Source organism: Algoriella sp., assembly GCF_036647415.1.
Classification (GTDB): Bacteria; Bacteroidota; Bacteroidia; order Flavobacteriales; family Weeksellaceae; genus Empedobacter.
The window spans coordinates 1-13839 of record NZ_JAVXKG010000033.1; the positions used below are offsets into that span (position 1 = coordinate 1).

Annotated in this window: 12 protein-coding genes; 7 read left to right on the forward strand and 5 right to left on the reverse strand. The window is 30.8% G+C overall.

The genetic code is table 11. The features are described from left to right. Window positions 1-456: TlpA family protein disulfide reductase (locus tag RSC72_RS12720; RefSeq protein WP_332578528.1), on the reverse strand; the 456-nt coding region annotated here is incomplete at its 3' end. Window positions 457-578: 122 nt separating this feature from the next. Between RSC72_RS12720 and queA the strand changes: the two genes are divergently transcribed. The 4 genes from queA to RSC72_RS12740 are packed head-to-tail and all read left to right on the forward strand — an operon-like array spanning window position 579 to window position 4641. Next, window positions 579-1628 carry a tRNA preQ1(34) S-adenosylmethionine ribosyltransferase-isomerase QueA gene (queA, locus tag RSC72_RS12725; protein ID WP_332566311.1) on the forward strand — a complete coding sequence of 350 codons (1050 nt, stop codon included), beginning with the start codon at window positions 579-581 and terminating at the stop codon, window positions 1626-1628. Window positions 1629-1635: 7 nt separating this feature from the next. Further along, complete coding sequence (rlmN, locus tag RSC72_RS12730) at window positions 1636-2688, forward strand: 23S rRNA (adenine(2503)-C(2))-methyltransferase RlmN (protein ID WP_332545578.1); 1053 nt, start codon at window positions 1636-1638, stop codon at window positions 2686-2688. Between the two features lie 10 nt (window positions 2689-2698). After that, window positions 2699-3652: a hypothetical protein gene (locus RSC72_RS12735; protein WP_332566310.1), complete on the forward strand. Its 954-nt coding sequence runs from the start codon at window positions 2699-2701 to the stop codon at window positions 3650-3652. Between the two features lie 11 nt (window positions 3653-3663). Further along, complete coding sequence (locus tag RSC72_RS12740; protein ID WP_332545574.1) at window positions 3664-4641, forward strand: polyprenyl synthetase family protein; 978 nt, start codon at window positions 3664-3666, stop codon at window positions 4639-4641. Window positions 4642-4810: 169 nt separating this feature from the next. On the opposite strand, the gene RSC72_RS12745 is transcribed toward RSC72_RS12740, so the two are convergent. Beyond that, window positions 4811-5536 carry a GLPGLI family protein gene (locus RSC72_RS12745; RefSeq protein WP_332545573.1) on the reverse strand — a complete coding sequence of 242 codons (726 nt, stop codon included), beginning with the start codon at window positions 5534-5536 and terminating at the stop codon, window positions 4811-4813. 101 nt (window positions 5537-5637) lie between these two features. Further along, on the reverse strand, window positions 5638-6498 hold the full coding sequence (locus RSC72_RS12750) for a GNAT family N-acetyltransferase (RefSeq protein ID WP_332545571.1): 861 nt from the start codon (window positions 6496-6498) through the stop codon (window positions 5638-5640). 94 nt (window positions 6499-6592) lie between these two features. On the opposite strand from RSC72_RS12750, the gene kbl reads away from it, so the two are divergent. From kbl to RSC72_RS12765, 3 genes are all read left to right on the forward strand, one after another. Continuing rightward, window positions 6593-7792, forward strand: coding sequence for a glycine C-acetyltransferase (gene kbl / locus RSC72_RS12755; RefSeq protein WP_332545569.1), 1200 nt, complete (start codon window positions 6593-6595; stop codon window positions 7790-7792). 247 nt (window positions 7793-8039) lie between these two features. Next, window positions 8040-10727 (forward strand): PD-(D/E)XK nuclease family protein, encoded by a 2688-nt coding sequence (locus RSC72_RS12760; protein WP_332545567.1) that lies wholly within the window; start codon window positions 8040-8042, stop codon window positions 10725-10727. A 138-nt stretch (window positions 10728-10865) separates the two neighbouring features. After that, window positions 10866-12131 carry a dicarboxylate/amino acid:cation symporter gene (locus RSC72_RS12765; protein ID WP_332545565.1) on the forward strand — a complete coding sequence of 422 codons (1266 nt, stop codon included), beginning with the start codon at window positions 10866-10868 and terminating at the stop codon, window positions 12129-12131. A gap of 82 nt (window positions 12132-12213) precedes the next feature. On the opposite strand, the gene RSC72_RS12770 is transcribed toward RSC72_RS12765, so the two are convergent. Next, window positions 12214-12531, reverse strand: coding sequence for a GNAT family N-acetyltransferase (locus tag RSC72_RS12770; protein WP_332545563.1), 318 nt, complete (start codon window positions 12529-12531; stop codon window positions 12214-12216). A gap of 51 nt (window positions 12532-12582) precedes the next feature. Further along, window positions 12583-13821 carry a metallophosphoesterase gene (locus RSC72_RS12775; RefSeq protein ID WP_332545560.1) on the reverse strand — a complete coding sequence of 413 codons (1239 nt, stop codon included), beginning with the start codon at window positions 13819-13821 and terminating at the stop codon, window positions 12583-12585. Between the last annotated feature and the right edge of the window lie 18 nt (window positions 13822-13839).

Below are 13839 nucleotides of genomic sequence, written 5' to 3' on the forward strand. Positions count from 1 at the left end.
TGGAATGTATTGTATCTTATAATCATAGCCAAAATTATTCTCTCGTCCAGCAAACAATTGTACTCCAGACATTTGATTTTCTCTTACCATTTTAGCCCAAACTGGCTTATCGTCTTCGCTATCTACTGAAATACTCACAAAATGAATTGGGGCATCACGAAATTTTTCCTCCAATTGTTTCATAAACGGAATCTGAACTTTACAAGGTCCGCACCAAGTTGCCCAAATATCCATGTAGACATATTTTCCTTTAAAATCTGATAAATCAAAACGCTTTCCATTAATATCTGCCAAAGAAAAATCAGGTGCTTTTACCAAATCTATTGGTCTATTTTCTTTCAAAGAGTCTTCTAATTCAACAGATTCTATAGTTTTTACTTCATTATTTTTTTTCTCTGAATTATTACAATTAAAAAATGTAAATAATACAACTATTGCTAAAAATATCTTTTTCATTTATCTTTTATAAACCTCCAAAAATAAACAATTATAGTTAGCAATATCATAAAAAGCACGTTTATACTTGACAAAGGGGTATCTGAGGTCGTATATTTGTAAAAATTTGTACAATTATGAAAATGAAAACTTCTGATTTCGACTTTAATTTACCTGAAGAACTTTTAGCAGAGCATCCTTCTGAAAATAGAGACGAATCTCGCCTAATGGTTATTCACCGTGATACGGGAGTAATTGAGCATAAATTATTCAAAGATGTTATTGATTATTTTGAAGAAGGAGATGTAATGATTCGTAACAATACGAAAGTTTTTCCTGCTCGATTAATGGGTAACAAAGAAAAAACAGGTGCTCAAATCGAAGTTTTCTTATTGAGAGAATTAGATGCAGAAACTCGTTTATGGGATGTTTTAGTAGATCCTGCACGTAAAATCCGTATCGGAAATAAATTATTTTTTGATAATGATGATACATTAGTTGCAGAAGTAGTTGACAATACAACTTCTCGTGGTCGTACATTACGTTTCTTATTTGACGGATCTTACGAAGAATTTCGTGCAAAATTGAAAGAATTGGGAGAAACTCCACTTCCTAAATATATTTTACGTGACGTAGAACCAGAAGATGCAGAACGTTACCAAACAATATACGCAAAACACGAAGGTGCAGTTGCTGCGCCAACAGCTGGTTTACATTTTTCTAAACATTTATTAAAACGTTTAGAAATCAAAGGTGTAGAATTTGCTGAGTTAACTTTACATATTGGTTTAGGAACTTTTCAGGCTGTAGAGGTTGAAGATTTATCGAAACACAAAATGGAGTCTGAGCAAGTTATTATTCCACAAATTACAGCAGATATTGTAAACCGTGCTATTGATGATAAAAAAAGAGTTTGTGCTATTGGGACAAGTTCTATGCGATCTATAGAATCTGCAGTTTCTGCAGACGGACATTTGAATGCATTGGATAGTTGGACAAATAAATTTGTACACCCACCATACGATTTCTCTATCGCGAATTGTATGATTACAAATTTCCACACGCCAAAATCAACATTAATCATGATGATTTCTGCGTTTGCTGGACACGATTTAACAATGAAAGCGTATAACGAAGCTGTAAAAGAAGGATACAAATTCTACTCTTACGGTGATGCAATGTTAATCCTATAAGATCAGTTTGAGTACAATAAAAAAAGACATACGAAAGCTGTCACAAGCTGAGATTGAAGAGTATTTCAAAGAGATTGGAGAAAAATCATTTCGTGCAAAACAAGTGTACGAATGGTTATGGAAAAAGAATGCACATCAGTTTGATGACATGACAAATATCTCTAAGGCGCTACGTGAGCAAATTGGAGAAACTTTCCAAATTCAACCTGTAGAAGTAGATCTTCTTCAAAAATCTAACGATGGAACCATCAAGAATGCTGTAAAGCTTCATGATGGTAACATTGTAGAATCTGTTTTAATTCCGACCGATACACGTACAACAGCCTGTGTTTCTTCGCAAGTTGGTTGTAGTTTAGATTGTACTTTTTGTGCAACGGCTCAATTAAAACGTATGCGTAACCTTACTGCTGCCGAAATCGTGGATCAAGTTGTTATTATTGACGACGAGAGCAAACGTTATTTTAATCGTCCTTTAAGCAATATCGTATTTATGGGAATGGGAGAACCTTTGTTAAATTATAACGAAGTTATTTCTGCCATCAAAAAAATTACGTTGCCAGAAGGTCTTGGAATGTCACCGAAACGTATTACTGTTTCTACTTCTGGTATTCCGAAAATGATTGAAAAATTGGCTGACGAAGATTTACGCGTTAACCTTGCGGTATCCTTGCATTCGGCTCGTGAAGAGGTTCGTAATGTAATTATGCCTTTTACTGTTAAATTTCCATTGACGGATTTAATGGACAGTCTTCAGTATTGGTACCAACAAACAGGTTTACGAATTACGTTCGAATATATTGTTTGGGGAGGTGTTAATGATAAAAAAGAAGACATTGATGCTTTGGTGAAATTTTGTAAAAAAGTTCCTTCAAAAATTAATATTATCGAGTATAATGCTATTGAAGATGACGGAATGTATAAACAAGCTTCAGAACAAGCTATCGAAAATTATATAAAAGCATTAGAAGCCAATAATATTGTGGTAAATGTACGTCGTAGTCGCGGAAAAGATATTGATGCAGCTTGCGGACAATTAGCCAATAAAACGGGTAATGCGTAAAGAATAAGCAATGAAATTTTTAGCCACATTTTTATTTTTAATTCTGACTAATTTCACTTTTGCTCAAATAGTAGAAAACATCGATACAATTTCCATTGATGATTATAAATTGGAAAGTGTGAACTTACCTCCTATTTTGAACGAAATTTCGACTTTAGAATACGAAAAACAAGATAAAAATGTGGCTTCTTTTTGGGGTTTAAATGATTCTGATTCCAAACCAGAATTGTATCGTTTTGATGCAAAAACGGGTGAAATAATCAATACAATTTTTATTACAAACGCTCCAAATATTGATTGGGAAGAAATTTCTTCGGATGATAATCGCATTTATTTTGCAGATTTTGGAAATAATTTGGGTAAACGAAAAGATTTAGCTATTTATTTTATCAATAAGAAATCTATCGATTATTCAAAATCTTATCAGCAATTAAAAGCAGAAAAAATAGAATTTGATTATCCTGAACAAGACACTTTTCAGTTCAAAAATATGACAACAAATTGGGATGCAGAAGCATTTTTTGTTTACCAAAATCAGTTGCATATTTTCACAAAAGAATGGTCAAATTTAGCGACAACGCATTATGTTGTACAAATTGATACTTCTAAAAAACAAGCAGCCAAAAAGTTAGAAACTTTTCCTACAAATTATGCTGTAACTGCTGCATTTATCGATGCTGATGAAAATAGTCTAACCAAAGGAATTTATTTACTTGGCTACACAAAAGAAGCGCTGGCTTTTATTAATTGGTTCGATTTACCGAAAGACAATAATCAATTGTTCTTCACTGCTCAAGTTAAAAAAATAAGTTTACCTTTGGGCTTCACGACTCAGTTGGGACAATTGGAAGGAATTTCCGTTCTACCAACCGAAAACAAGCTTTGTTTCAGCGGCGAAGAGTTTAATTACAAAGGCTTTTATGCGAAACAAGTTTTACATTGCATCAATAATTTTACGAATTAAAAAACTAAATTTTGAGTAACACGGTAGATTTGATTAAAGCTCCGATTGCGGAGGAAATGAAATTATTTGAACATAAATTCTTCGAATCGATGAAGAGTAATGTTTCACTTCTCGACCGTATTTCCAATTATATTGTACGCAGAAAAGGGAAGCAAATGCGCCCGATGTTTGTGTTTTTAACTGCAAAATTAAACGGCGAAGTGCAAGAACGTACCTATCGTGCGGCTTCTTTTATAGAGCTTATTCACACCGCAACTTTGGTTCACGATGATGTCGTAGATGATAGTACATTGCGTCGCGGATTTTTCTCGCTGAATGCAATTTGGAAGAATAAAGTGGCTGTTTTGGTGGGCGATTATTTTTTGTCTAAAACCTTAATCATTTCTACAAAAAATAAAGATTTTGATTTACTTGAAGTTGTTTCTGTTGCAATACAAGAAATCTCAGAAGGTGAATTATTACAAATAGAAAAAGCACGAAAATTAGATATTACCGAAGACGTTTATTTTGAAATTATCCGAATGAAAACGGCTACACTTATCGCCGCTTGTTGCGAAGCTGGTGCGCGTTCGGTGGGTTGTACAGAGGAAGTTGCGAAGAAAATGCACAAGTTTGGCGAATTGGTTGGAATTGCTTTTCAGATAAAAGATGATTTGTTTGATTATACCACTTCTAATGCAATTGGAAAACCTGTCGGTATTGATATTAAGGAACAAAAAATGACGTTACCATTAATTTATTCGATAAATAATGCGAATGAAAAAGATAAAAAATGGTTAATAAATTCAGTAAAACGTCACAACAATGATAAAAAACGTGTACGTGAAATAATTCAGTACGTGAAAGATAACGGCGGAATTGAGTACACGCAACAAATGATGAAAAAATATAGCCAAGAGGCTTTAGATATATTGTACGAATTTCCTGAAAATGAATATCGAAATTCACTTGAAACATTAGTGAAATATGTGATGGAAAGAGAAAAATAACAAAAAAAGGATTTCAAATTTGAAATCCTTTTTTTGTTCATCTATTTTTAATTTTGACTCTTATAAATTTTAAGTTCAGTATTAATATTTATTCATTCAAATATCGAAATGCATCTGATTCTTCGACAAGCTCTGAATGAAAATTAAAGTAATAAGAATTACTTTTTTATTAATCTATTTTCTTATCTATTTTACTTTCAGAGTTCATAAATTCCTTCATCATTTCATCTATAATTGTCTTGTATTCTGCTTTTGTAATCAATTGTCCTTTTGTAGGTTTTTCAATTTTTACTTTATTATTTACCATAACATTTGTTGCTTGATAAATATCTTTTCTTGGCATTTTTTTATTTGTAACACTTATTTCAAGTTTCAAAATTAATCCTGGTAAACCGCCAAATTCAGCTGGCCCATTTCTAAAATCAAGTTTTGGAGTATACCAAGCTTCATACGTTTTATTTTTAACAATTGCTGTTGCTTTTTTTACTTCATAACCCAATATTTTACTTGTTTCTCGTGATAATATCCAAAAAATAGTAGAAATTGTATCTTTTACAATAAATTTTCGCCCATTAAAATCTTCATAAGTAAACGTTTCATTGTTTCTTATATCTTTATAAAATATTTTTCCAGGAATTACAAAAGATACCGAGGTAGTTTCTTCTTCTTGAGTATTATTTATTTTTTCAATTCCTTTATAAACAGATTCATTTTTATCGACAATTAATTGAAATTCATGTTTTTTTTCTGCTGCATTTTTATACAGCTGAATCATTTCTTTATCAGTTTGATTACTCAAATCGAATTCATTTCTATACTCATATTCCACCACCAATTTATCTTGTGCGAAAAGTGATATTGTTCCTAATAAGAAGGTAAAAAGTAGTTTTTTCATTTTCTGATTGATTATTAATTAAATCTAAGATAATCAAATAATAACAAAAAAAAGCTGTTACAAACAGTAACAGCTTCGTATATTAAAATTCTAATTAATTCTTAAGAATTTATATTTTTCTGAAAGATAAAATCGTCCATAATATATCCATTTCCGATGTCAAATGTTTTTGATTCCATATTCTTGAATCCATTCTTTTCATAAAAACGAATTGCTTTTGCATTATTTTTATTTACAGTTAAATGAATTGCTTTTGCACCTTTTTCTTTTGCATAATCCACTACTCTATTCAACATCAATTGTCCTATTCCTTTGGTTTGATTAGATTCTTTCAAGTAAATTTTTGATAAGAAAACGGTATTATCTTCATCTAATTTATAATGTAAATAACCAGATGGAATATTATCAACTTTCAGTATTTCCCAAACATCTCCGTTTGCAATTCCCTCGTTAATTTTTTCATTACTGTACATCATATCAATCATATAATCGATTTGATCTTGCGACAATAAATCTTTATAAGCCTCATTCCAAATTTCTTTAGCCAATGGTTGTACCAAATGTATATTTTTCTCCGAAACGGTATGAAAGTGTGGATAAACATTTAATTTGACAGGATTCATCTTCAAAGGCTCTACAGTATTCAAGATTTCTTCTTTGCGTTTTTCTACCTCATTCGAAAACATTTCCATCGTCCATTTACGTTTTAAATAACTATAGTAAACAAAAGATAGAAGTACAAATAAAACCAAATCTGGAACCATCATCCATTTCGACTGTGTTAACTCTTGCAAATCAGTTTTTATAACACCAAAAGTAACCAATAAGGCTATATTTAGAGCAATCACAATGATTCCTAAAAAGTATAAACCTATAACTGATAAGATTAATTTTAGCTTGTCTTTATTAAATAATTTACCTAGAAAATAATATTGAAAGATTAAAATAAGTATTGTAATCACTTTAATTAAATTTTATGTCTTACAAAAATACGAAAAATCTGCCCGTAAACCTTTACATTTGTATTAAACATATCATAACAAAAGCGATTTATTTATGTACAGCAATAAATTTCAAGACCACTTACAAACACAACTTAATGATTTAGAAGAACAAGGATTGTTCAAAAAAGAAAGAATCATTGCTTCTCCACAAAGTGCAGAAATCACATTAGAAAATGGTAAAACTTTACTTAATTTTTGTGCCAATAACTATTTAGGATTATCAGATAACAAAGAAGTAATTTCTGCTTCTCAAAAAATGTTAGACAACCGCGGATACGGAATGTCATCTGTTCGTTTTATCTGTGGTACACAAGATGTACACAAAGAATTAGAGCAAAAAATTGCAAACTTCTTAGGATTAGAAGACACGATTTTATATGCTGCCGCATTTGATGCAAATGGTGGTGTTTTTGAACCATTGTTTACAGAAGAAGATGCAATTATCTCGGACGAATTAAACCACGCTTCTATTATAGATGGTGTACGTTTATGTAAAGCTGCGCGTTACCGTTACAAAAACAATAATATGGCAGATTTGGAAGCACAATTAATAGCTGCTTCAGAAAAAGGTCATCGTTTCAAAATTATTGTGACTGACGGAGTTTTCTCTATGGACGGTATTGTTGCTGATTTAAAAGGTGTTTGTGATTTAGCTGATAAATACGATGCTTTGGTAATGGTAGATGATTCTCATGCGACAGGTTTTATTGGTAAAACTGGACGTGGAACACATGAACATAACGATGTTATGGGACGCGTTGATATTATTACCTCAACTTTAGGAAAAGCCTTAGGTGGTGCAATGGGAGGATTTACTTCTGGTAAAAAAGAAGTCATCGAAATGTTACGTCAAAAATCTCGTCCTTACTTATTCTCTAACTCTTTGGCTCCAGGAATTGTTGGTGCAGCATTACAAGTTTTAGAAATGTTAGAAGACGATACAACTTTACGTGATCAAGTTATGTGGAATGCAGAATATTTCCGTAAAGAAATGGTTGCTGCAGGTTTTGATATTCCCGAAGGTGATGCCGCTATTGTACCTGTAATGTTGTACGATGCAAAATTATCTCAAGTAATGGCAGACAAATTATTAGATGAAGGTGTTTACGTTATCGGATTCTTTTTCCCCGTTGTTCCTCGCGATAAAGCACGTATTCGTGTACAATTATCAGCTTCTCACACAAAAGAGCATTTAGACCACACAATTGCAGCTTTTATAAAAGTTGGTAAAGAATTGGGTGTGATAAAATAAGAAAATCATTTTTTATTAATTATAAAAGCGACTAATATTTAGTCGCTTTTTTTATATTTCAAAAATAAATTTATTCGACATCAAATAAACTATTAATGACAATCTTTGTAATACTACTTTATTTGAATTGATAAACCTGTGAAAGAATTTTAAAAAGAAAAATCCTTCTTCTAAAATTAACCAACGACATCAATTGTCTTTTAAATTTTATACTTTTACTTCAATTCAATTTATAGATTATAAAGTAATGGCCAAATTCATCGAGAATGTTGTAACTGATTTATTAGAAAAGCAAACAAATTTTCTTAATACAACATTGATTTTACCAGGAAAACGTCCCATGTTATTTTTCAGAGAAGAATTTCAGCGTCAAGCCAAAAATATCATTCTTCCACAAATGAAAAGTATCGAAGAATTAATGAGTGATCTTTCTGGTTTAGAAATTATTTCTGGTATTAATCTTTGGTTCAAAGCTTATAAAGCCTACAAAAAAGTAGTTACAAAAGCTGATACTTTTGAAGAATTTATAAAATGGGGACCAACTGTTCTCAAAGATTTTGATGATATAGATGCTTCGCTTCAGCCTGCACATAAAATTTTGGATTATTTGGTTTCTGTAGAGCGAATTAATCAATGGGGAGAAGGAAAAATTGAAATAGGTAAAAATGAAGTCATTCAAAATCATTTAACATTTTGGGGTATTGTTTCTAAACTTTATTTTCAATTACAACAAGACTTAATTGATGCAAAAGAAGGATATGCAGGTATGGTTTTTCGTATTGCAAGCGAAAAGGTTGAAGAAATAGTTGAAAATCGTTCGCAACATTATATTTTTGCTGGATTTAATGCTTTAACAAAAGCTGAGCAAGCCTTAATTTTCAGATTAGAAAAAGAAAATATTGCAACACTTTATTGGGATGTAGATCGTTATTATTACGAGAATCCAAACCAAGAAGCGGGCTCATTCCTAAGAAAATACAAAGAAAAAATAAAGCCTATTAATTGGATTGTAGATGAATTTTCAAAACCCAAAAATCTGAATTCAATTGGTGTTGCAAAACAAGTTGGACAAGCAAAATATATTGCAGATCTAATAAAAAATTTATCCGAAGAAGAAATTAAAAATACAGCTCTTATTTTAGCAGATGAATCCATTTTACATGCAATCTTAAATTCTTTACCTGACAATATTTCGCATCTTAATATTTCGATGGGAATTCCGTTACGCTCGGTTCCGTTAGCACAATTTTTCAAATCTATTTTCGAGTTGCAAATGAACCGTGAAAAACTTGGAAAAGGTACTTTATTTTATTTCAAAAATGTTTTACAAATTCTCGAAAATAAAACATTGTCTCATTATAGTTCAGATGAAAGTCGAAAATTAGTTCATGATATTCGAACTCAAAATCGAATTTTTAATTCGCCAAATTCAATTCAATCCGTATTAAATGAATCAATTTTTAAGAGTTTATTTCAAATTCCGACGAATATAACATCATTTATTCATCATTTAAAAGATTGGACCGATCATTTACTTCACCATCCTGCGATGAATGATTTATTGACAAAAGAATATCTTTTCTATTTCAAGAAAGTTTTTAATCAACTACATGAAAACCTACTTCAGGTTGATGATATTAAAGATTACAGAACCTTATTTTTATTGTATAATAAAATTGTACAGTCAGAATCGATTGCATTTATTGGTGAACCGCTAAAAGGATTACAATTAATGGGATTATTAGAAACAAGATTACTAAATTTTGACACAATAATCATGACTTCTGTTAATGATCAAATTTTACCTTTGGGACGACAAAATAATACATTTATACCTTACGACATTCGTAAACAAATGAAATTGAATACGTTTACAGAAAATGATTCTATTTATGCGTATCACTTTTATCGATTAATACAACGTTCTAAAAATGCGTATTTTGTGTACGATACCGAAGCTGATGGAATGGGAACTGGAGAAAAATCGAGATTTTTAGCTCAAATAAAATTTGAAAGTAAACATAAATTAAATGAAAGTTTTGCTGCGCCAAATTTCATCTCAAAACCACTAAAAGAAATTATTGTTCCAAAAACAGATGAAACAATGATAAAACTGAATAATTGGGCAGATTATGGTATTTCGCCTTCGTCGCTTTCCACGTATTTACGCAATCCGTTAGATTTCTATGAACAACGTGTTTTTAATGTCAACGAAGTTGAAGAAGCGGAAGAAACTGTAAGTGCGCGAACTTTAGGAAATATTGTACACGGCGCATTAGAAGATTTATATTTACCTTATTTGAATAAAATTTTAACTGAAAATGATTTCAAAATCATCGAAAAAGTTAAAACAAATGCTTTACAAGAGCATTTTAGAAAAGAATATAAAGATGGACATTTGGATAAAGGACCAAATTATTTGATTTATAAAATTGCAGAACGAATTGTAGATGGAGTTTTGACAAAAGATGCAAAAACTGCGAAAGAAAATGAGTTTATAATTCGTGCATTAGAAAGTAAACACGAGGTAAATTTTCCACTTACAAATGGTAAAACTGTAAAATTAAAAGGAATTATTGACCGTATTGATTCGGTAAATGATCAAATCAGAATTATTGATTATAAGACTGGTTTTGCAAAAGATATTTCAGTAAAAACAGAAGAAATAGAACTTGTTTATCAGAAAGAAGATAAGGCAAAGCAATTGCAATTGATTTTTTATGCACATTTATTTTATGGTGATTCAACGTATCAAAATAGACCGATTGAATTATGTATTTATCCGATAAAATTTCCAAATAAAGAATTAATAAAATTGTCTGTTGATAAAAGTACAACCATAGATTATTCTATTGTAGAAAAATCTACACCACCAATGTCATTATTAATCGAAGAAATTTTAAATCAAGAAGTTCCATTCAAACAACCTGATTAGTAAGAAGTACACCGAAAAAAAACACACTCCAAATAGCAGATAATAAGTGTTTTACATTTTAACTGGTGTATTAATATCTTTTAAAACTTAATAGTTTATTAAAAAAATAGTAGTTTTGGAAAAGTTTAAAATCGTATAATGAAAAACAACAAACTTTTTGTAGCAATTATCGTTGCACTTATTATAGGTGTAGCACTTGGTGGCTATGTGCACTACAACACCTCTCCAGAATTTATTAAATCGTTTTCAACGAATATAAAACTCTTAGGTACAATTTTCATTCGTCTTATACAGATGATTATTGCTCCATTAGTATTCTCAACTTTAGTTGTTGGTATTGCTAAAATGGGCGATATGAAAATGGTAGGTCGAGTTGGTGGTCGTGCAATGGGATGGTTTATCACAGCTTCATTAACTTCTTTGGTTATTGGTTGTGTTGTTGTAAACGTGATGAAACCTGGTGAAGGTTTGAATATTGAAATGGATTCTAGTTCTGCACAAGATTTATTAAAAAATCAAGCTTCATTAACATTAGAACATTTCATAACACACATGATTCCGAAGTCTGTTTTTGAATCTTTTGCAACGAATGAAATCTTACAAATTGTTGTATTTTCTATCTTTTTCGGAGTAGCATTAGCAGCTTACGGAAGCAAAGGAGAAATGATAACAAAAGCTTTAGATAAAATTGCTCACGTCGTTTTAATCATGGTTGGATACGTTATGTGGACTGCTCCATTAGGAGTTTTAGGAACAATTTCTGCAGCTGTTGCAACGTATGGTTTTGGTATTTTTGCAATGTATGTAAAATACTTAATTGCCTTTGTAATTGGAATTTTAATCCTTTGGATTGTTTTATTATTCGTAGGATATTTAATCTTAGGAAAACGTATTTTTGATTTATTAAGACACATCAAAGCTCCATTATTGATCGCTTTCTCTACAACTTCATCAGAAGCTGTATTCCCTAAATTGGTAGAAGAATTAGAAAAATTTGGTGCTCAACCAAAAATCATATCATTCACATTACCACTCGGTTATTCGTTTAACTTAGATGGATCTATGATGTACATGACATTTGCATCATTATTTATTGCACAAGTTTACGGTATTCACATGCCTATCGAGAAACAAGTATTGATGTTATTAGTATTAATGATAACTTCTAAAGGAGTTGCAGGTGTACCAAGAGCTTCATTAATTGTTGTCGTAGCTACTTGTTCTATGTTTGGTATTCCGCCAGAAGGAATTGCACTTATTTTACCTATCGACCATTTCTGTGACATGGCGCGTTCTATGACAAATGTACTTGGAAATGCTTTATCTACAGTAGCTGTAGACAAATGGGAAGGACATGTTGCTGTTGAACAAACGTATACTCACGAGGACGAAAACAACGCATAATAACATTTATTATCATATAAAAAAGCGATCAAAATTTATTTTGGTCGCTTTTTTCGTTTATTTATTTTCTAAAATTACTCGATTATAATTCGTCGTATTTCGGAAAGTTAGGATTAACAATTCTTTTCCAATCTGGATGTTTTTTGATGTAAGCAAAAACATAAGGACAATAAGGAAATAACGAATTTTTATTTTCTTCTAAATAATTCAATGTTTTTTCTACTAATGCAGCAGCTACACCTCTACCAGCAAGCTCTTCTGGAACTTCGGTATGAATTAATTTTATCACATCATCTTCTTGTTTATAATCAATAAAAGCTGTGTATCCGTCTACAACTAACTCAAATCTTGATGTTGCCGGATTTTTTTCTACCTGTAAAGGAACTAATTCTTCATTCATAATATTTATTTATAGTTAAATTAAATTGTTGTTTTGATGATTAACAGAATATTAAACGTTTTTAGTTTTCAATTCAATCACCGTAATTTCTGGCCAAACACCTACTCTACCAGGATAAAAATGATAACCAAATCCTCTATTTACATTAATTATTTTTCCTTCAAAATCATAAAAACCTGCCCATTGCGGATAAATATATTGTGCTGGACTCCAACGCAAACCAATTTTTGGAACTTCTATACCAAGTTGCATTCCATGTGTATGTCCAGATAAAGTTAAATCATAATGTTTTGGATCAGATTTCACAATTTCGTTCCAATGTGATGGATCGTGCGACATCAAAATCTTGAAATCAGAAAAATCTACATTACGAGAAGCAACATCTAAATCGCCTAATTTCTTGAAACGTGTTCCCCAATTCTGAACGCCAACTAACGCTATTTTTTCATTATTCTTTGTGATACTTACATTTTCATTCAACAATAATCGCATCCCAATTTTAGGAAAAATAGCTTTTATTTTTTCAAAATTTTCTTCTTTTTCTTCTTCCGATTTCCAATCCGAATATTCACCATAATCATGATTACCCAAAACAGCAAAATTACCGTGTGGTGCTTGCTTTATTTTAGAAAAAACATCGTACCATTTGTCCATTTCCCAATGAAAATTATTCACAATATCTCCCGTAAAAAGTAAAACGTCAAACTCTTGTTGGTTTATCATATCTATTGCACCTTCTATCTTCTCTTTATTATCTAAACTTCCCGAATGAATATCCGTAATATGAAGAATTTTAAACCCATCAAATGATTTTGGTAAACGTTGATACGCCAATTTTTTCTTGATAACTTTATAATTATATTTTCCTAAAGTCATTCCATAAATCAAACTGAAAAATGGAATTGAAGCTACTGCTAATCCCGAAATCATAACAAATTTTCGACGTGATGGTAAGAATGAATTTTCTGAAATTTGATGATTTGTAATTCGATTAAAAATCCAACCGAATCCTATAAAAATATCTTGAATCGAGAAAAATAAAAATAAAATAATTCGAGGAAATAAAAACAGCATAAACAAACCAGTTGCCCACATTGTAGTTTGTGTTTGTCCTACATTTCGGTCAAAAAATATTAAATTATAACCAAAATTTATCAGGATAGCAATCCAAGCGAACACAATAAACCATAAAATAAATTTATTAGAAATAAATTTACTAAAATTAAAATAGAGATAAACTTCAAGTAGTATTGAAATTATTATTAGCGTTATAACACCGTTTGCAAACATAGTTTGAATTGATTTTTA

Coding starts and splice junctions, on each gene's coding strand:
- queA (WP_332566311.1), top strand. CDS start 579: ATGAAAACTTCTGATTTCGACTTTAATTTACCTGAAGAACTTTTAGCA.
- RSC72_RS12735 (WP_332566310.1), top strand. CDS start 2,699: ATGAAATTTTTAGCCACATTTTTATTTTTAATTCTGACTAATTTCACT.
- RSC72_RS12745 (WP_332545573.1), bottom strand. CDS start 5,536: ATGAAAAAACTACTTTTTACCTTCTTATTAGGAACAATATCACTTTTC.
- kbl (WP_332545569.1), top strand. CDS start 6,593: ATGTACAGCAATAAATTTCAAGACCACTTACAAACACAACTTAATGAT.
- RSC72_RS12760 (WP_332545567.1), top strand. CDS start 8,040: ATGGCCAAATTCATCGAGAATGTTGTAACTGATTTATTAGAAAAGCAA.
- RSC72_RS12765 (WP_332545565.1), top strand. CDS start 10,866: ATGAAAAACAACAAACTTTTTGTAGCAATTATCGTTGCACTTATTATA.
- RSC72_RS12770 (WP_332545563.1), bottom strand. CDS start 12,531: ATGAATGAAGAATTAGTTCCTTTACAGGTAGAAAAAAATCCGGCAACA.
- RSC72_RS12775 (WP_332545560.1), bottom strand. CDS start 13,821: ATGTTTGCAAACGGTGTTATAACGCTAATAATAATTTCAATACTACTT.